The organism is Variovorax sp. PCZ-1, from assembly GCF_018413605.1.
Taxonomy (GTDB): Bacteria; Pseudomonadota; Gammaproteobacteria; order Burkholderiales; family Burkholderiaceae_C; genus JANMDU01.
Genome location: NZ_JAHCDN010000002.1, coordinates 39,778 through 58,024 on the forward strand (window position 1 = coordinate 39,778; position 18,247 = coordinate 58,024).

Annotated in this window: 22 protein-coding genes; 7 read left to right on the forward strand and 15 right to left on the reverse strand. The window is 53.9% G+C overall.

What is annotated here, in order from left to right; all coding sequences use genetic code 11:
• The first annotated feature begins 123 nt into the window (after window positions 1–123).
• The 4 genes from secA to KIH26_RS10330 all read left to right on the forward strand — a co-directional run bounded on the left by secA (window position 124) and on the right by KIH26_RS10330 (window position 6,055).
• Window positions 124–2,889 carry a preprotein translocase subunit SecA gene (secA, locus tag KIH26_RS10315; protein ID WP_213444939.1) on the forward strand — a complete coding sequence of 922 codons (2,766 nt, stop codon included), beginning with the start codon at window positions 124–126 and terminating at the stop codon, window positions 2,887–2,889.
• A 93-nt stretch (window positions 2,890–2,982) separates the two neighbouring features.
• On the forward strand, window positions 2,983–4,212 hold the full coding sequence (gene argJ / locus KIH26_RS10320; protein ID WP_213444941.1) for a bifunctional glutamate N-acetyltransferase/amino-acid acetyltransferase ArgJ: 1,230 nt from the start codon (window positions 2,983–2,985) through the stop codon (window positions 4,210–4,212).
• 59 nt (window positions 4,213–4,271) lie between these two features.
• Entirely contained in the window at window positions 4,272–5,186 is a 915-nt protein-coding gene (locus KIH26_RS10325) for a hypothetical protein (protein ID WP_213444943.1), read from the forward strand.
• A complete protein-coding gene (locus tag KIH26_RS10330) occupies window positions 5,183–6,055 on the forward strand; it encodes an ATP-binding protein (protein ID WP_213444945.1) in 873 nt (290 codons plus the stop codon). Before KIH26_RS10325 ends, KIH26_RS10330 begins: the two co-directional genes overlap by 4 nt.
• Here the strand turns inward: KIH26_RS10330 and KIH26_RS10335 are convergent.
• From KIH26_RS10335 to rpsP, 10 genes are all read right to left on the reverse strand, one after another.
• On the reverse strand, window positions 6,052–6,498 hold the full coding sequence (locus KIH26_RS10335) for a GatB/YqeY domain-containing protein (protein WP_213445974.1): 447 nt from the start codon (window positions 6,496–6,498) through the stop codon (window positions 6,052–6,054). The two genes, KIH26_RS10330 and KIH26_RS10335, sit on opposite strands and share 4 nt — an antisense overlap.
• 77 nt (window positions 6,499–6,575) lie before the next feature.
• Window positions 6,576–7,079, reverse strand: coding sequence for a copper chaperone PCu(A)C (locus KIH26_RS10340; protein WP_213444947.1), 504 nt, complete (start codon window positions 7,077–7,079; stop codon window positions 6,576–6,578).
• Window positions 7,080–7,100: 21 nt separating this feature from the next.
• Complete coding sequence (locus KIH26_RS10345; protein ID WP_249661157.1) at window positions 7,101–7,709, reverse strand: YcnI family copper-binding membrane protein; 609 nt, start codon at window positions 7,707–7,709, stop codon at window positions 7,101–7,103.
• A 91-nt stretch (window positions 7,710–7,800) separates the two neighbouring features.
• Window positions 7,801–8,187 carry a DUF2946 family protein gene (locus tag KIH26_RS10350; RefSeq protein ID WP_213444949.1) on the reverse strand — a complete coding sequence of 129 codons (387 nt, stop codon included), beginning with the start codon at window positions 8,185–8,187 and terminating at the stop codon, window positions 7,801–7,803.
• Window positions 8,188–8,256: 69 nt separating this feature from the next.
• Window positions 8,257–8,469 carry a 30S ribosomal protein S21 gene (rpsU, locus tag KIH26_RS10355; RefSeq protein WP_213444952.1) on the reverse strand — a complete coding sequence of 71 codons (213 nt, stop codon included), beginning with the start codon at window positions 8,467–8,469 and terminating at the stop codon, window positions 8,257–8,259.
• Window positions 8,470–8,606: 137 nt separating this feature from the next.
• A complete protein-coding gene (locus KIH26_RS10360; protein ID WP_213444954.1) occupies window positions 8,607–9,302 on the reverse strand; it encodes a CoA pyrophosphatase in 696 nt (231 codons plus the stop codon).
• Window positions 9,303–9,451: 149 nt separating this feature from the next.
• Complete coding sequence (gene rplS / locus KIH26_RS10365) at window positions 9,452–9,826, reverse strand: 50S ribosomal protein L19 (RefSeq protein WP_213444956.1); 375 nt, start codon at window positions 9,824–9,826, stop codon at window positions 9,452–9,454.
• A gap of 156 nt (window positions 9,827–9,982) precedes the next feature.
• A complete protein-coding gene (gene trmD, locus KIH26_RS10370) occupies window positions 9,983–10,717 on the reverse strand; it encodes a tRNA (guanosine(37)-N1)-methyltransferase TrmD (protein WP_213444958.1) in 735 nt (244 codons plus the stop codon).
• Window positions 10,718–10,811: 94 nt separating this feature from the next.
• On the reverse strand, window positions 10,812–11,402 hold the full coding sequence (rimM, locus tag KIH26_RS10375) for a ribosome maturation factor RimM (RefSeq protein ID WP_213444960.1): 591 nt from the start codon (window positions 11,400–11,402) through the stop codon (window positions 10,812–10,814).
• A 7-nt stretch (window positions 11,403–11,409) separates the two neighbouring features.
• A complete protein-coding gene (rpsP, locus tag KIH26_RS10380) occupies window positions 11,410–11,658 on the reverse strand; it encodes a 30S ribosomal protein S16 (RefSeq protein WP_213444962.1) in 249 nt (82 codons plus the stop codon).
• Window positions 11,659–11,779: 121 nt separating this feature from the next.
• Here rpsP and KIH26_RS10385 point away from each other — a divergent pair, with 121 nt between their 5' ends.
• Window positions 11,780–12,316: a GNAT family N-acetyltransferase gene (locus KIH26_RS10385; protein WP_213444964.1), complete on the forward strand. Its 537-nt coding sequence runs from the start codon at window positions 11,780–11,782 to the stop codon at window positions 12,314–12,316.
• Between the two features lie 7 nt (window positions 12,317–12,323).
• On the opposite strand, the gene KIH26_RS10390 is transcribed toward KIH26_RS10385, so the two are convergent.
• Window positions 12,324–12,917 carry a carboxymuconolactone decarboxylase family protein gene (locus KIH26_RS10390; RefSeq protein WP_213444966.1) on the reverse strand — a complete coding sequence of 198 codons (594 nt, stop codon included), beginning with the start codon at window positions 12,915–12,917 and terminating at the stop codon, window positions 12,324–12,326.
• Window positions 12,918–12,980: 63 nt separating this feature from the next.
• On the opposite strand from KIH26_RS10390, the gene KIH26_RS10395 reads away from it, so the two are divergent.
• On the forward strand, window positions 12,981–13,952 hold the full coding sequence (locus tag KIH26_RS10395; RefSeq protein ID WP_213444968.1) for a Bug family tripartite tricarboxylate transporter substrate binding protein: 972 nt from the start codon (window positions 12,981–12,983) through the stop codon (window positions 13,950–13,952).
• 193 nt (window positions 13,953–14,145) lie between these two features.
• Window positions 14,146–14,844, forward strand: a complete 699-nt coding sequence (locus tag KIH26_RS10400; protein WP_213444970.1) for a transglutaminase-like domain-containing protein — start codon at window positions 14,146–14,148, stop codon at window positions 14,842–14,844.
• A gap of 16 nt (window positions 14,845–14,860) precedes the next feature.
• On the opposite strand, the gene KIH26_RS10405 is transcribed toward KIH26_RS10400, so the two are convergent.
• Genes KIH26_RS10405 through ugpE form a run of 4 tightly spaced genes read right to left on the reverse strand, consistent with a single transcriptional unit; the run spans window position 14,861 to window position 18,244 of the window.
• Entirely contained in the window at window positions 14,861–15,631 is a 771-nt protein-coding gene (locus KIH26_RS10405) for an SDR family NAD(P)-dependent oxidoreductase (RefSeq protein ID WP_213444972.1), read from the reverse strand.
• The gene (locus tag KIH26_RS10410; RefSeq protein ID WP_213444974.1) at window positions 15,628–16,290 is read right to left on the reverse strand and encodes a 2-dehydro-3-deoxy-6-phosphogalactonate aldolase; all 663 of its coding nucleotides are present in this window, start codon (window positions 16,288–16,290) and stop codon (window positions 15,628–15,630) included. The genes KIH26_RS10405 and KIH26_RS10410 overlap by 4 nt, the downstream gene beginning before the upstream one ends.
• Window positions 16,291–16,327: 37 nt before the next feature.
• On the reverse strand, window positions 16,328–17,401 hold the full coding sequence (gene ugpC, locus KIH26_RS10415) for a sn-glycerol-3-phosphate ABC transporter ATP-binding protein UgpC (RefSeq protein ID WP_213444976.1): 1,074 nt from the start codon (window positions 17,399–17,401) through the stop codon (window positions 16,328–16,330).
• 3 nt (window positions 17,402–17,404) lie between these two features.
• Window positions 17,405–18,244 carry a sn-glycerol-3-phosphate ABC transporter permease UgpE gene (ugpE, locus tag KIH26_RS10420; protein ID WP_503005197.1) on the reverse strand — a complete coding sequence of 280 codons (840 nt, stop codon included), beginning with the start codon at window positions 18,242–18,244 and terminating at the stop codon, window positions 17,405–17,407.
• Between the last annotated feature and the right edge of the window lie 3 nt (window positions 18,245–18,247).

The following is an 18,247-nucleotide window of genomic DNA, read 5'->3' on the forward strand; positions in this document are numbered from 1 at the left end:
GATAAAATGCTAAGTTAACTTGGGAACTGTTAAAGCGCCCCAAGATTCAGACAATCTCTAGAAAGAACGGCTTGTCGCTTGTATCTGCTGCCCTGTGGTGCGGAAAGCGATTGGCAACATCGCATGGCTATTAATTTCCTCACCCAGATTTTCGGCTCTCGTAACGATCGCCTGCTCAAGACCTATCGCAAAAACGTCGAGCGCATCAATGCGCTGGAGCGCACTTTGGAGGCTTTGAGTGATGAACAACTACAAGCCAAAACACCAGAGTTCAAAGATCGCGTGGCCAAAGGCGAAACGCTAGATGCACTTCTGCCCGAAGCTTTTGCCGTGGTGCGTGAGGCTTCCAAGCGCGTGATGAAGATGCGGCATTTTGATGTGCAGCTGGTCGGCGGCATGGCTCTGCACCAAGGCAAGATTGCCGAGATGCGCACGGGTGAGGGCAAAACACTGACCGCCACACTTCCTGTTTATTTGAATGCCCTCACAGGTAAAGGCGTGCACGTCGTCACGGTGAACGATTACCTCGCCAATCGTGATGCGCAATGGATGGGTAAGCTCTATAACTTCCTTGGGCTCACCGTGGGCATCAATTTGCCCAATATGCCGCGCGAAGAAAAGCAAGCCGCCTACCGCGCTGACATCACCTACGGCACGAACAATGAATACGGCTTTGACTATCTGCGCGATAACATGGTGTATGAAGCGGCTGACCGTGTGCAACGCGGCTTGAGCTATGCGATCGTGGATGAGGTGGATTCGATCTTGATTGACGAAGCCCGTACGCCACTGATCATCTCCGGCCAGGCTGATGATCAAACCGATGTGTATCTTGCTTTAAACAAGGTCGTGCCATTGCTCGTGAAGCAAGAAGGCGAAGCCGATCCACGCACCGGCGAGGGCGTGATCAAGCCAGGCGATTTCACCGTCGATGAAAAAAGCCATCAAGCGTATTTCACCGAGCAAGGCCACGAGAATGCCGAGCGCATATTGTTCAATCTCGGCTTGATTCCAGAGGGCGCGTCGCTCTATGACCCTGCCAACATCACGCTGATGCATCATTTGAATGCTGCTCTGCGCGCGCATCACCTGTATCACCGTGATGAAAAATACGTGGTGCAAGACGGTGAAGTTGTGATCGTCGATGAGTTCACAGGCCGCCTCATGACAGGGCGCCGCTGGAGCGATGGCTTGCACCAAGCGGTGGAAGCCAAAGAAGGCGTGCAGATTCAGGCCGAGAACCAAACCCTGGCTTCGATCACCTTCCAAAACTATTTCCGCCTCTATGGCAAGCTCGCCGGGATGACGGGTACGGCCGATACAGAAGCCTTTGAATTCCAAGACATCTACAGTTTGGAAACGGTGATCATTCCACCGAACAAACCCAGTAAGCGTGATGACCAATTAGATCGGGTTTATAAAACCAGCAAAGAGCGTTATGACGCGGCGATTGCCGACATGCGCGAATGCTACGAACGTGGCCAGCCTGTACTGGTAGGCACGACATCGATTGAAAATTCTGAGCTGATCTCGCAGATGCTTGAGAAAGCCAAGCTGCCTCATCAGGTGCTCAATGCGAAGCAGCATGCGAGAGAAGCCGATATCGTGGCGCAAGCCGGCAGTCTCAAGATGATCACGATTGCCACCAATATGGCAGGTCGTGGCACCGATATCGTGCTCGGCGGCAATGTGGAAAAAATGATTGCGGCTGTTGAAGCCGATGAATCTTTAGATGAAGCCGCCAAGCAAAGCAAAATCACGGCGTTGCGCGAGCAGTGGACGAAAGATCACGAGCAAGTCAAGGCCTTGGGAGGCCTGCGCATCATCGCCACCGAGCGCCATGAGAGCCGCCGTATCGACAACCAATTGCGTGGCCGCTCAGGCCGACAGGGCGATCCTGGTTCATCGCGTTTCTATTTGAGCTTGGACGATCCGCTCATGCGCATCTTCGCGGGTGATCGCGTGGCTGCCATCATGGATCGTTTGAAGATGCCGGAAGGCGAAGCGATTGAAGCGGGCATCGTCACACGCAGCATCGAGAGCGCGCAGCGCAAAGTGGAAGCGCGTAACTTTGATATGCGTAAGCAATTGCTGGAATACGATGACGTGAGCAACGATCAGCGCAAGGTGATCTACCAGCAGCGCAACGATATTTTGGATGCACAAGATTTGAGCGCCCAGATCAAAGGCCTGCGCGAAGGCTGTTTCACCGATATCGTGCGCCAGCATGTGCCCGCTGAGTCTGTGGAAGAGCAATGGGATTTGCCAGCGCTGCAGAACACACTCGCCAACGATTGGCAGCTTGATCTAGATCTCAAGAGCATGGTGGAAAAATCCGATTCCATCACCGATGAAGAGATTCTGGAGAAAGTCATTGCAGAGGCGAATACAGCCTTTGATGCCAAGGTTGAACTCGTCGGCCAAGAGAATTTCACTCAGTTTGAGCGCATGGTGCTGCTGCAGAATATTGACAGCCACTGGCGCGAACACCTCTCCGCGCTTGACTATCTGCGCCAAGGTATTCATCTTCGCGGCTTCGCGCAGAAGCAGCCCAAGCAAGAATACAAGCGCGAGGCGTTTGAGCTCTTTGGCCAGTTGCTCGATGTCGTGAAAAATGACGTCACGCGTATTCTCATGAATGTGAAGATTCAGAGTGAAGAGCAAATAAGCCAAGCCACGCAAGAGATGGAAAACCGCGCGGAAAACATCAGCAACGTGACTTACACCGCGCCGACAGAAGATGGCGGTGTGGAATCCACGCTCGATGAAGACACACGCAACAAACAACAAGTGCTACAAGGCTCTACCGTGCCCCGCGTCGGAAGAAACGATCCTTGTCCCTGTGGCAGTGGTAAGAAATTCAAGCTCTGCCATGGTCGGTTGAGCTAAACTATTTGCTATCAATAGATGAGCACTTCGCGCAGCATCTATGCCGGCGAAGTGCTCTTTTTGCTTTAAATTTCCTCTTTCGATGGAGTAAAAATGGCTGTTAACTTCATTCCAACTGATCCCACCCTCTTGCATCCTGTCGCGGGCGTGCGCATCGGCGTCGTAGAAGCCGGTGTGCGCAAGGCCAATCGCAAAGATGTGACGGTGATGCTGCTGGATGTTGGTGCGAGCGTGGCTGGCGTGTTCACGCTCAATCGCTTTTGCGCTGCGCCGGTGCAAATGTGTCGTGATCATTTGGCGAAGAACTTGGGCATCCGTGCCATCCTCATCAACACCGGCAATGCCAACGCCGGCACAGGCGACGATGGCCTCGCACGCGCGCGCTCCACCTGCGTGGCCATGGCCCGCCATCTGGATATCGCGCCTGAACAAGTGCTCCCCTTCTCCACCGGCGTGATCATGGAGCCTCTGCCCAACGACCGCATCGAAGCTGCCCTGCCCGCCGCCTTGAAAGACGCGCAGCCCGCCCATTGGGGCAAAGCCGCCGAAGGCATCATGACCACCGACACGCTGCCCAAAGCCTTCAGCGAGCAAGTGCAGATCGCAGGCAAGACCGTCACGGTGACTGGCATCAGTAAAGGCGCAGGCATGATCCGCCCCAACATGGCCACCATGCTCGGCTTCTTGGCTACTGATGCTGTGATTCCACAAGCGCTGATGCAACAGCTCGCCAAAGACTTGGCCGATCAATCTTTTAACCGCGTTACGATTGATGGCGACACCTCCACGAACGACAGCTTCATCGTCATTGCTACGAATAAAGTAGCAATCAACGTAGACCCCATGCGTGCGAGCAATGAATTTGATGCCCTAAAAGCAGCGATGCTGCGTGTCTCCCAAAAACTCGCGCAAGCGATTGTGCGAGACGGCGAAGGCGCCACCAAATTCATCACGATTAAAGTCACCGGCGGCGCGAGCCAAGAGGAATGCACGAAAGTAGCCTACGCCATCGGCCATTCCCCCTTGGTCAAAACCGCCTTCTTCGCCAGCGACCCCAACCTAGGCCGCATCTTGGCAGCGGTGGGCTACGCAGGCATCACCGATCTCGATCAAACCAAAATCGCGCTGCATTTAGATGATGTTCACGTCGTTCAAAACGGCGGGCGTCGCGCAGAGTATCAAGAAGCCGATGGCGCACGCGTGCTCAAGCAATCCGAAATCACAGTCCACGTCGATCTCGGTCGGGGCGATGCTGCAGACACGGTGTGGACCTGCGATTTTTCGTATGACTATGTGAAGATCAATGCAGATTACAGAAGTTAAAGTGACGGACAATACTGGTATTTCAAACTTTCTCGCTTCAAGTTGTATAAATTGATCCGATGAAGAATCTTTGGAATAGTCAACCAACCATAGTTTGCCCTGCTTGTGGAACATTCCTACCACTACAGCAATACTTTCCTTTTGCCTACTTTCATGGTGCTAAAACCGCCTGCGCTTATTGCAAAGCTGAATTTGATTTGTGGGACAGTGCAATAAAAATTCTCAGTCAAGAGCCATTGCTTTTTCGTAAAAGAGGTGCGGCTTTTATAGGTGCTCATGAATTGTCGTTTGTGTATCAGTTGCCAGCTGAAGCTACAGTAGAGATTGACTTGCACGAGCTTGGAGTGCCTTTAAATTCTAAGTTGCTGTATATAGTTCACTCTCCGACAAGTGAGGCGGCGTGGCCTCTAGAATTAAGCAGCAATCAGTTAACTCAGAGAAAAAGGACAAATAAACTGATGTTTTATGGGCGTCCTTTCCCTAAATCGCACGAAAGCATAACCTGTTCACCTGATGTTTCAATATCCATTACGTATTTACCACCTTCGAGTGATCAAATATCTTCTGACCAGCTTGCTTTAGCGTGTGAATATCTGCTGGAGGATCAGTATGAAAAAATGCTGCTTCCTTGTGCTGTTGCAGTTGAGCAAATTACGCAGAGAACAGTATTTGATGTTCTCAAAAAACTTGGGCTCCCGACTAATCATGAGCCCAATAAGCGATTAGGACTTGAAGTCATACTTCCAATGGCAAGCCAATTACTTGATATCCCTAAGCTTGATAACAGAGTAACGAATTTGATTGCTAAATTATGGCGTCTGCGTAATCAAATGGCTCACCAAGGTAGCGTCAGTTCTGGCGTAAAACTGGCTGAGGTTGCTGAGATTTTCGTAGCAAGTATTTTCTGTGTGAATCACCTGTCTATGGTTAGACAAGATGTAGAGCAAAAATCTATTTTTCAGAATCTAAAATGAACGAACAATTCCAAGCCCTTCTTGTCCGTGCTGAAAGCCTGCTCGCTCGCGTCGAGCATATTCTTCCACAGCCACTCACCGCGCCCGATTGGTCAACAGACACCATCGCCTGGCGTTATCGCAAGCGCGCGAGCGGCCATGGCGCGTTGGAGCCGGTGAAGCATGTCGCAGGAATGAAGCTGTCTGATCTGAAAGAGATTGATGTTCAGAAAGAGAAGATTCAGCGTAACACGTTGCAGTTCGTGCAGGGCCACACGGCTAACAACGTGTTGCTCACAGGCGCGCGTGGCACAGGTAAATCATCACTGATCAGAGCCTGCCTTGATGAATATTCAGCTCAAGGTTTGCGTCTCATCGAAGTGGATAAAACCGATCTCGTCGATCTGCCCGATATCCTCGACGTGATCGCGGATCGCCCCGAGAAATTCATCATCTATTGCGATGACATTAGTTTTGAAGAAGGCGATGGCAGCTACAAAGCGCTCAAATCCGTGCTCGATGGTTCCATCAGTGGCGGAGCATCCAACATGCTGATCTACGCTACCAGCAACCGCAGGCATCTGCTGCCCGAGTACATGAAGGAAAACCTCACGTATCAGCACACGCCCGATGGCGAGGTGCATCCGGGCGAAGTGGTGGAAGAAAAAATCTCGCTCTCCGAGCGCTTCGGCCTGTGGGTGAGCTTTTATCCGTTCACGCAAGACGAATATCTCGCCATCGTCGCCCAATGGCTGCGCAATCTCGGTGTGGCCGAATCCCGCATCGAAGCCGCCCAAAAAGAAAGCTTGGTCTGGAGCTTAGAACGCGCCAGCAGAAGTGGCCGCGTGGCGTTTCAGTTTGCGAAGGATTTTGCGGGGCGGCAGGTTTAACCCGCCAACGCCGCCTTCACTGCCGCAGACACTTGCCCCATATCGGCCTTGCCAGCGAGTTTGGCTTTCACCACGCCCATGACTTTGCCCATGTCGCCTGGGCCGCTTGCTCCTAGTTCGGTCACGATGGCTTTGACGGCTGCAGTGACTTCTTCTGCGCTCATACGCTGGGGCAAGTAAACCTGCAGGATGGCCATTTCGGCTTTTTCTTTATCGGCCAGATCTTGGCGGCCGCCGGATTCGAAGGCGGTGATGCTGTCTTTGCGTTGTTTGACGAGTTTGTCGACGATAGCGATGACTTGTGCATCATCGAGCGTGATGCGCTCATCGACTTCTTTTTGTTTGATGGCAGCTTGCAGCATGCGGATGGTGAGCAGGCGCTCGCTTTCCTTGGCGCGCATGGCTGATTTCATGTCTTCGGTGAGGGTGTCTTTGATGCTCATGGCTGCTTGCTCTTTCGGCGTACAAATAAAAAGAGCGCTCATTGTAGAGCGCTCTTAAGTGTGGAGGCTCCAGCAGATCAGTGCTTGTGGCCGCTCATGTCTTTACCGGGCACAGAGCCGGGTGCGCGGGCTGCGACTGGCATCTTCACTTCGATCTTGCTTTGCTCGCCTTTGGCATTGCTGAAAGTGAGCGTGACTGGCACTTGGGTATCGACCTTGAGTGACTGCTTGAGATCAAGCAGCATGATGTGAAAACCGCCGGGCTTGAGCTCGACGGCTTTGCCTGCGGGCAGCTCCAAGCCGCCTTTGAGCTCGGCCATTTTCATGACTTGCCCTTCCATTTTCATTTCATGGATTTCGCCGATTTTTGCGACAGGTGTGGCCACGGCAACAAGCTTCATGTTGGCAGGTGCGGTGAGTTTCATGAAGCCGCCTGTACCGCTTTGGCCTTCGACGGCGGTGCGAATCCATGCGCCTTCGATTTTCACATCAGAAGCGGTTTGAGCTTGAATATTCAAGCAAAAGAGGGCTATTGCCGGCAAGAATACTGCGCGGAGTGCTATTGATTTAAGAGTGATCATGATGTGTCTTGTCCGAAATAGTCAGTGCTTGTGACCAGCGTGTGGATTGCTTGTCGTGGAGTTTGGAGTTGCTGTGGGAGTGGAAGTTGCAGCGGGCGCGACCACATTGAGCAAAGCCGCAGGATACTTCAAGCCGCGTGTGCTTGTGCCGCTTGCGGGAATTTCAGTCCATGGGTTGCTGCCAGTTTTGCTGCCGTCTTGGCACTGCTGCGTGACTTTGAACCATGCTGAGCCTGCGGGCATGGCGGCGCGCCCGCGCAGGATGAACTCATCGTAGTGGCCATCTGGCAAGGCGTTCGCAGGCGTAGCCGCCGTCCAAGTGATCTCTGTCACATCTTCTGTGATTTGCTTGCCATGGTTGTCGTAAGGTGTGGCGAGTTTTGCGGAGGTGGTTTGAATCGTCCAGCCCTGCTTGGGCATGGGCTTCGCGCCTTGAAAGCCTGCAGGGAGTTGAACGCGCAGCGCGGTGGTGGGTAGGCCTTCGCAGCCGTGGCCAACACGCAGCACGGCTTTGTAAGTGGTGTTGGCTTCGACTTGTTGTTGCTCAAGGGTTACATGAGAAAAAGCAGAGATTGCTGGCATAAAACCTGCGCAAAGTGCTATGAATTTGAGAGTATTTGAGAATTGCATGAGATATCCTGAGTGAATGCGAAACTGCACTCCAAGCAGATGCGGGAGTGCGACGATGACGAATAAAACGCTGCAGATGCTGCAGCGAAGATCAGCTCAGGAGGGAAGGTGGCCCGCGTGCGGGCAAGGGCGGCGCGGTGTGCGCGATGGAGATATGCAGCTGTGTTTGCGGCGCTGCTTGCGCGAATTCTGCAAGGGGCAGATGAGATGTTGGAGGAGGCGGCAGGCCATCGCCCGATGTACCCAAAGCACATAGCCCGCAATGCACGGTATGTGTGCTCTCCTGTGCTGAGCCATCTGCAGATTTGATGAGCAGCTTCATCGCGCCGCTGCTGGAGCAAAGCAATTCCATGCTCTGCGGTTTGAGCAGCGGGCTGGCGTGAGCGAAGCCTATCGCGAGCAGGAAACTCCAAGTCACAGCGCGACGCAGCAGCGCAGAGCGCAGCCAAGCAAAAGCTGTGTGGGAGTTTTTAAGCATCTTTAAATCTAATCAATAAAAAAGCCACGCGAGCAAGGCCAGCGTGGCTTTGTTTGCAAAGCGACCGAATCAATACATCTTCGGTGGCAATTGCATGCTGCGCACGCGCTTGTAGTGGCGCTTCACAGCGGCCGACTTCTTGCGCTTACGCTCAGCGGTTGGCTTCTCATAGAACTCGCGTGCGCGCAGGTCGGTGAGGAGGCCCAGCTTTTCGATGGTGCGCTTGAAACGGCGCAGAGCCACTTCATAAGGCTCGGTGTCTTTAACACGAATAAGTGTCATTGCAAATAAATTCCAAATTGCGGGCAGGTGATCAATCCGCCCTGATGTTCCCGCCAAAAAATGAATGTGTTCGGCTGGCAGGTTTTACCGGTAAGCCCAAGATTATAACTCGCTCGCTCTAGAGTTTCAAGCCAAAATTATGCGGACAAGAAGCGGTACAGGTTACGCAGCATGCCAGCCGTTGCGCCCCAAATGAAGCGGTTTTGCCCTGTGTTTGTATCCATCCAAGGCATGGAAAACCATTCTCTTTGAAAGCCTTGGAATTCAAACTCATGCCGAGCATGGTGCTTAGGGTTCATGAGGAAGCTCAAAGGCACTTCAAACACATCCGCCACTTCAGCAGGATTAGCCTGCAAGGTAAAGCCTGGCTGCACGGTGGCCACCACGGGGATGATGTGAAAAGCTGTGCCGGTGATGTAGCGCGGCAAGCTGCCCAAAACTTGCACGTGTTTGCTCTCCAGCCCGACCTCTTCATGTGCCTCGCGTAAGGCGGCTTGTTCGACTGTCTCTCCTGCATCGACCTTGCCGCCGGCAAAGGCCACTTGGCCCGAATGGGTGGAGAGCGTGTCGGTGCGTTGGGTGAGCAGAAGCGTCGGTTCATCGCGCATCACAATCGCCACGAGCACGGCAGCATCTCGCGGCTGGCGGTCTGTGAACGCAGGCTCCTCGCGCACTTCAGGCTGCCAAGTGGGCGGCTGCGCGAAACGCTTCAGCAACGCATCTTGCGTGAGCGCATGCGCAGGCACAGCAGGCAAATGCGTATCCCAAGATTTCACGGGCACAGCCAGTGGATTGAAGTTGGGAATTTTGGCCAAAGAGATGAAAGTGCTCATAGGTATTTGCTACATATTTAATAGCTTCTAGCGCAGATTCTATGCCGGCGAACTGCCATTTTTATCTTGAAATCGACATAAAAAAACCGCCAAGCTTGCGCGTTGGCGGTTTTCTCGAAGCACTGATCAAGAGCTGATCAAATGTTGCTTTAGGCAGCTGCAGGCGCAGAGCGTGTGAGCTTTTCTTTGATACGTGCGCTCTTGCCGCTGCGATCACGCAGGTAGTACAGCTTGGCACGACGCACATCACCACGACGCTTGACTTCCACGCCAGCGATCAGCGGAGAGTAGGTCTGGAACGTACGCTCCACGCCTTCGCCACTGGAGATTTTGCGCACGATGAACGAGCTGTTCAGGCCGCGATTGCGCTTGGCAATCACCACGCCTTCGTAAGCCTGCACGCGCTTGCGCGTACCTTCAACCACGTTCACGCTCACGATCACGGTGTCGCCGGGGGCAAAAGAGGGAATGGTCTTGTTCAGACGAGCAATTTCTTCTTGCTCAAGAGTTTTGATGAGATCCATAAGGGTCTTTCATTCATCTTCAGATCAGTAACCGCTACACAAGGGGCGACAGGTTCATTGCTGAGCGGGCTCAGATTTTCAATGCGTCGCGGCGGACAGAGGATCAGAAAAGCCTTCTATTATAGCTTTTTCGGGGCTGTGGAGCTATCCAGTAGATTAAGGCAGTAATTCAGGGCGCTGATTCTGGGTGATGACTTTGCGCTGCGCTTCGCGCCATTTGTTGATTTCAGCGTGATTACCGCCAATCAGCACGGGCGGTACGCTTTGGCCACGCCAGACTTCGGGGCGAGTGTAGTGGGGGTGGTCTAGCAAGCCATCGATGGATGGGTTGAAGCTGTCTTGGATGTGGCTTTGGTCGTCGCTGAGTACGCCAGGCTGGAGGCGGGCGACGGCATCGAGCAGGGCCATGGCGGGGATTTCGCCGCCGGAGAGGACGAAATCGCCGATGCTGATTTGCTCGGTGACGAAGGTGTCGATGAAGCGTTGATCTAGGCCTTCGTAACGGCCGCAGATGAGGATGGCGCCGGGGTTGCTGCCGTGTTCATCATTTGCTTTGGCAAAGCGCTCGACCACGGCGTGTTTGAGAGCTTGACCGATGGGGGAGAAGAGAATGACGGGGCAAGTGGGGATGCCCAGCGCGGCTCGCTCTGCCTGAATGCTTTCCACGCAGCGCGCCAATGGCTCGGCCATCATGAGCATGCCGGGGCCGCCGCCGAAGGGGCGATCATCAATCCGCCGGTAGTTGCCATCAGCGAAATCGCGCAGTTGGCTGAAATGCACATCCACCGCTTTGCTGCCATCCGCGCGTGCTTCAAAGGCGCGGCGGATGATGCCGCTTTGCATCATGGGCGCGAAGAGCTCAGGGAAGAGGGTGATGATGTCAAAGCGCATGGAAAGCTGATTTTATGGCTTAAATTTTATGCCTTTAGGCACTTTGCCGGCATACTTACTGCGCAAGCAGCTATTACTTTAATAGCAATCTGGATCAATAGTCCAACTGCCAATCCACCGTGATGCGCTTGTCTTGCAGGCTCACAGTATCAACATAAGCGTCCACAAAAGGAATCAAAGTCTCGACAGCTTTGCCTTCTACTTCACGCTCTGCGACGATGACCGTCTGCGGGCCGGTGGCCATCAAATCTTTTACTGTGCCGAGTGCGATGCCTTCACGGTTGACGACTTCACAGCCGATCAGGTCAACCCAGTAGTACTCGTCTTTGGAAGCTGTCGGAAAGGAAGAGCGAGCTATGAAAATACGGCAGCTTTTTAAAAGCTCGGCGGTGTTGCGATCATCCACGCCATCAGCTTGCGCCACCACGCCATCAGAATGCTCTTTGGAAGTGCGGATTTTGATGAGCTGGGGTGCTTTGAAAAGCTGTTCTTTGGCCACAACGCCCGCGCGTGGCTCAGGCGGCAACAAGATCCAGCTCTTAGAAGAAAAAAGCGCCTCAGGGGAGGCGCTGTAGGGGATGATTTTGAACCATCCCTTGATGCCCCAAGCGTCGCCGATACGGCCGACCTCGATGGCATCAGGCGGCAGCTCGGTGGGCTCTAAAAAGCCTAACGAAACTGCCATAGCTTAATTAAGCCTTAGCCTTAGCTTGGTTGATCAAACGCTCAACCGTAGGCGAAGCTTGTGCGCCAACGCTCTTCCAGTAGGTCATGCGGTCTTGAGCGATACGCAGGCCTTCTTCGCCGGCAGCAGCGATCGGGTTGTAAAAACCGATGCGCTCGATGAATTTGCCATCACGGCGGGTGCGCTTGTCAGCCACAACGATGTTGTAGAAAGGGCGAGCCTTAGCGCCGCCGCGAGAGAGTCGAATGACGACCATGATTGTTCCTTGCGTGGATAATCCACAAATACTGAGCCGGGTGCTCATGCATGCAGCGTTTGAGACACGCGCTGTGGCCACCCGGCCAGCGACACGCTGCAAAGCCCTCCATTATAGCGCCATGAACACAATTGCCAGAACTTTGATCCGCCCCTCTACAGAGGCAGACCTGCCCGCGATGCAGGCGATTTATGCCCACCACGTCTTGCACGGCACGGGCACGTTTGAAACTGAGCCGCCTACTGTGGCGGATTTGGCCGCTCGACGAGCCGATGTCTTGGCGAAAAAACTGCCTTGGCTGGTGATTGAAGTGGGTGGCGTGATCCAGGGTTACGCCTATGCCAATTGGTTCAAACCTCGCGCGGCCTATCGCTTCAGTGTGGAAGATTCGATTTACATGGCTCACGAATCGGCGGGTAAAGGCTTGGGCAAATTGCTGCTCACTGAATTGCTCGCCCAGCTGGAACGCGGCGGTATTCGCAAAGCGATGGCTGTGATTGGTGACTCAGCCAATGCAGGCTCCATCGGCGTACACAAAGCTTGCGGCTTTGAGCATGTAGGCATCATGAAAAGCTGCGGCTGGAAGTTTGGCGCATGGCGAGATATCGTGCTGATGGAAAAGGCACTTGGAGCTGGCGACAGCACTTCTCCTGAGTAGCCATCTATCAGCCGTGTTTGCCAACGTGAAAGCCGCCATGCGTTTGGGCGGCTTGGCTTGCCACCTGCAAAGGCACAGCCTCCAAAGGCGTGGCCATCGAATCGTTCCAGCGATTCAAGAAACCAAACATCGCTACCACGCCGAGGATCTCCACAATCTGGCCTTCGCTCCAGTGTTTGGAAACTTCGGCAAAGAGTTCATCCGTGACAGCATTAGGTTGAGATGCAGCAGCGAGCGCGAAATCCAAAGCGATTTTCTCGGCGGGTGAGTAGAGGTCGCTGCTGGCGTAATTCCAAACCTGCGCCATCTTCTCCTCACTCACGCCAAAATTCTTCGCGCCGAGCAAAGTGTGTGCTTGGCAATACAAGCAACCGCTGGCCTTACTGGCAACATGGCCGATCAAACGGCGAAAACCCAGATCCACTTCACCTTCGGGCGACATCACCGCCGCATTGAGCTGTGCAAATGCTTTCACCAAGGCGGGTCTGCGTTGCATGGTGAGCACGCTGTTGGGCGTGAAGCCCAATGTACCGAGAAAAAAATCGAAGTGTGATTTCAGTTCAGGCGTTGCATCTGCGCTTAAGGGTTTCAACCGTGACATACAGGCTCCTAATGTGCATACAGTCTAAGTCATCAACTATTGCATCACAAAGAGGAGATTCGTATGACCCAATTACTCACCCGCCGCCGTCTGATGAGCTCAATGGCTACAGCTGCGGCTGCCGGTGCGCTGCCTGCTTTCGCGCAAGCAACGCCCGTGAAGATGCTCGTAGGCTTTCCAGCGGGTGGCTCGGCAGATGCCACAGCGCGTTTGATCGCCGAGAAGATGAGCGCCAGCATGGGCGCGCCCGTGATTGTGGAGAATCGCCCCGGCGCAGGTGGCCGCATTGCGGCACAAGCCGTCAAAGATGCTGCACCTGATGGCAACACACTCATGCTTGTGCCGATGGCGGTGATGGTGGTGCAGCCCGTGATTTTCAAAAGCATCAAGTACGACACCACCAAAGATTTCACACCGGTTGGTAACGCAGCTACCTTCCCGCTAGCTTTGGCTACAGGCCCAGCCACACCTGCAAAGAACATGACTGAGCTGATCGCATGGATCAAAGCCAATCCGAATCAAGCCAACTACGGCTCGCCCGCCACCGGCTCCTTGCCACACTTCTTGGGCGAAATGCTCGGCCAAGCCGCGGGCGTGAAGATGCAGCATGTGCCCTTCCAAGGTGGAGCGCCACTCATGACGGCGTTGCTGGGCGGTCAATTGCCCATGGGCTTTGATACGCCGCTGGAGTTTGCAGAGAACCATCGCGCAGGGAAGCTGCGTATCCAAGCCGTTTCGAGCGCACAACGCATGCCGCAGTTTCCAGATGTGCCGACTTTGCGAGAAGCCGGTATCAATATCGAGGCCAGCGCTTGGTTTGGCATTTTTGGTCCTGCAGGCATGCAGGCTGCGCGTGTGGAGCAGTTGTCTGGCCAGATTCAAGCAGCGCTCAAGCAAACCGATGTGGCCTCTAAACTCACGAATTTGGGGCTCACAGCCGCGCCTGAGAGCAGCCAGCAGATGGCGCAGCGTATGGCGGCTGATAAAGCGAGATGGGAACCCGTGATCAAGGCGACCGGCTTTCAAGCAGATTGATACGGCCTATCCAGCTTCTTCATTGAAAACTTTGCGAGCGTGAAATAATTGCTGCGTTGCAGCACAGAAGTGCGGCTGTTTTTCTGATATCTTGCTTGTTTGTCTTGGACAAAACAGGTAAAGTAAATACATGTACTTACAGCAAGACCATTCTTTGTCTTCGGCGAACTCTGATTCGTCCGAGCAAAGGCGCATGCGCTGGCTTAAAGCCACACCCCAGCTGGATATCACATCTACAAAATTGCGTACGCGCATGATGGCTTTGACTCAGCTGTTAGCCACGCCAAGAGAGAAGGCTGTCGCGATTCATGATTTCGTTAAAAGCTTGCCCTTTGGCTGTTCGGCTGATTACAGCCCGCTCAAGGCCTCCGACGTGCTTAAGCTGGGCCATGGCGACTGCTTTACCAAGGGCATGCTGATGGTGGCGTTGTTGCGATGTGCAGGCATTCCAGCGCGACTACGCTTTATGTCTTTGCCAGTGCATTTTTTGCGAGGCATCATTGACGCCGAAGAATCAACCATCGTGCATGCGATGGCTGAAGTGTTCTTGGAAGATCGCTGGATCGTGACAGATAGTTATGTGCCTGATGAAGCTTTGCAGCTTGCTGCCAATGCCCGCTTGGTTCATGAAAACCGCAGCATGGGTTATGGGGTGCACATTCATGGCAGCCTGTATTGGACTGGCAAAGATGATGCAAGTGCTCAGTGTGATGAGAAAGATCCGAGTAGCTTGCCAACTGTGGATTGGGGTGTGGCCGACGATCCCAACAGTTTTTATGATCATCCCTCACATTCGGAGTTGCGCCGTAATTTCGCCACACGATTGAAATGGCGTTTGGCTGCGCCGGTGGTCAATAAACGCGTTGCGGCCATCCGTATGGCGCATGCTTGATAAGTGTTGATCGCTCTCAGACCGTGTAATTCAGCGCCATCCGCCCGCCGTCCACGGTGACGATTTCTCCGGTGATGTAGCTGGCCGCATCACTGGCTAACCAAGCTACCACATCCGCAATCTCTGAAGGCTCCCCCAAACGGCGCATCGGCGTGCGGCTCATGATTTTGGCTTTGGCGGCTTCATCCGTGAGCACGGCTTTTTGCGCCAGCTCAGTGGCGATCGTGCCAGGTGCGACAGCATTCACGCGGATACCGTGATCGGCGAGCGAGAGCGCTGCAACGCGCGTGAGCTGGTTGATGCCGCCCTTGCTCATGTTGTAGCTGGCAATCGATGGAATGGCGAGCACGCCATTGACCGAGCTCATGTTGATGATGCTGCCTTGTGTTTTGGCCTGCACCATCGCGCGGGCAGCAGCTTGAGCCATGAAGAAGCTGCCTTTTAAATTCACGCGGATCACGGCATCAAAATCTTCTTCGCTCACATCCAGAAAAGGCGCGGCTTTGAAGATGCCAGCGTTGTTCACAAGCACATCAACTCGGCCATGCAGTTCCAGTGTTTTACTCACCAGCGCATCAATCTGCGATTTCTGCGCCACATCGCAATGCACATAAGTGGCTTTCAACTCCGTGGCTAATGCCAGCCCAGCGGTATCGTTCACATCCGCGAGCATCACATGCGCGCCCTCGCGTGCAAAGCGCTGCGCACAGGCTGCACCAATGCCTTGCGCAGCACCTGTAACGATAACGACTTTGCTTTCCAAGCCCAATTGAATCGTATTTTTCATAGAGAATTTAAAGAGAAATCAGCCTTCGCCGTCATAGAATCTGCGCAAGATGCTATGAAATTAATAGCGTCTTGCTGCAATTTGAGTAGTTCTTTGCCTGACGAATAAAGCGATGAACCAATGCCAAAACCATTCGCACCTGCTTGTATGTAAGCTGCCATATTCGCAGCGCTGATGCCACCTACGGGCAGTAGCAGCGCATCTTTTGGCAGCACAGCGCGCATGGCTTTCATGGCAGCGGGTGAGATCATCTCGGCAGGAAACAGCTTGATCGCATCTGCTCCAGCAGCCAAGGCCGCGAAGGCCTCGGTCGGTGTAGCGACACCCGGAATCGCCAACATGCCCGCTTGCTTGGCTGCCCGAACGACATCCAGATTGAAATTCGGCGCAATCATCAATTGCCCGCCAGCAGCTTGGAGCTGCGTGATTTGATCAAGCTCTAAAACCGTTCCAGCGCCAATCAATGCATCAGGCAAAGCCTCGCGCAAAGCAGAAATACTGTCAAAAGGTCGAGGTGAATTGAGTGGGACTTCCAAAATCCGAAAGCCGGCATCCCAAAGCACGCGCCCAACCGCAGGTGCTTCTTGCGGCGTGAGGCCACGCAAAATCGCAATCAAAGGGCAGGCGCTGAGTGCAGCGCGAAACTGTGAAGAGCTCATGCCCAGATCATAGGGGCAGAGCGGTCAAAATGTCAGCTTAGCCGATGCGTTTGCCTTTGGCATCGAAGCCATGAAGCTTGCCCGCGAGCGCTTGCACATGAATCGTGCTGCCGATTGCGGGGCACTCTTGGCCTTCGGAGATGCGCACGATCATATTGGGCTCGGTGCTGTTTCCCAGCCGAGTGTAGAGCAGCCGCTCAGCGCCCAGCATTTCGATACTGAGCACTTGCAGTGGCAAGCCTTGGGGCATCACGCGCAGATGCTCGGGACGCACACCAACCGTAGCAATGGCCTCATTTTTAGTGCCAAATAGGCCGTCGGCCGACATGGAATCTGCGCGAAGTGCTATTAAATCAGTAGCGTCTTTGGCGGCAAGTAGATTCATCGGTGGGCTGCCGATGAAGCTAGCAACGAAGGTGGATGCTGGGAAGTGATAGACCTCATCAGGCGTGCCCAGTTGCTCCACATGGCCACTGTTGAGCACCATCAGCCTTTGCCCAAGCGTCATAGCTTCGACTTGATCGTGGGTGACGAAAAGGCTGGTGATGCCCAAATCTCTGTGCAGTTGCTGAATTTGCAAGCGGGTGGAAGCGCGTAGCTTGGCATCGAGATTTGATAAAGGCTCATCAAACAAAAACACCTGCGGCTTGCGCACAATCGCGCGCCCCATGGCCACGCGCTGGCGCTGCCCGCCTGAGAGTTGCGCTGGCTTGCGATCCAGGTATTGCCCAATCTCCAGCATCTTGGCGGCTTTGTCCACGCGCTGCTTGATTTCTTCCAGTGGCACGCCCTTGATCTTGAGGCCATAAGCCATGTTGTCAAACACGCTCATGTGTGGGTAGAGCGCGTAATTCTGAAACACCATCGCGATATCGCGCTCAGCTGGGTCGAGTTTGTTCACCACGCGATTACCGATGGAGATTTGTCCGCCGGTGATTTCTTCCAAGCCAGCCACCATGCGCAATAGCGTCGATTTGCCGCAGCCTGAAGGCCCGACCATGACGATGAACTCGCCATCTTTGATCTGGGCGCTCACGCCATGAATGACCTGATTGGCTTTCGCGCCCGTGCCATAGCTCTTGGTGATGTTGTCTAGAGTGATTGAAGCCATTTTTTATTTCTCTGAATCCACCAAGCCTTTGACGAACCAGCGCTGCATCAAAATGATCACGACCACGGGCGGCAAGAGCGCAAGGATGGTGGTGGACATGACGATGTTCCAGTCGGTCACGGTGTCGCTGTTGCCGATCATTTTCTTGATGCCGATCACGATAGTGTCGAGCGATTTTTCTGTGACGATCAAGAGCGGCCAGAGGTATTGATTCCAGCCGTAGATGAAGAGAATGACGAAGAGTGCGGCGATGTTAGTGCGCGAGAGGGGCACGAGGATGTCCCAGAAGAAACGCATCGGGCCTGCACCATCCATCTTGGCAGCTTCAACATATTCATTGGGTACAGTCATGAAGAACTGCCTGAACAAAAGCGTGGCCGTGGCAGAGGCCATGAGCGGCAGCGTGATGCCTGTGAAGGTGTTGATCAGCTTCATGTCTGACACCACTTCATACGTGGGCAAGATGCGCACTTCGACCGGCAGCATCAGGGTGATGAAGATCATCCAGAAGAAAATCATGCGGCCTGGAAATTTAAAAAACACTACGGCGTAGGCTGACAAGATGGACAGCACGATCTTGCCGAATGTGATGACCAAAGCCATCACGAGCGAGTTTTGCAGCATCGTCATCACCGGTGGTGAGAGCTTGTTGCCTGAGCCTTGAAACAAAGCCGCAGAGTAATTCTCCATCGCTTGCGCGCCCGGCAGAATGGGCATGGGCGCTTGCGCGAGGGCTTGATTCGTGACTGTGGAGGCCACAAAGGTGAAATACAGCGGAAACGCGACGACCAGCAAACCAAGCCAGATGATCGAATGCGCGAGCCAATTGGATCTTTGGTTCAACAT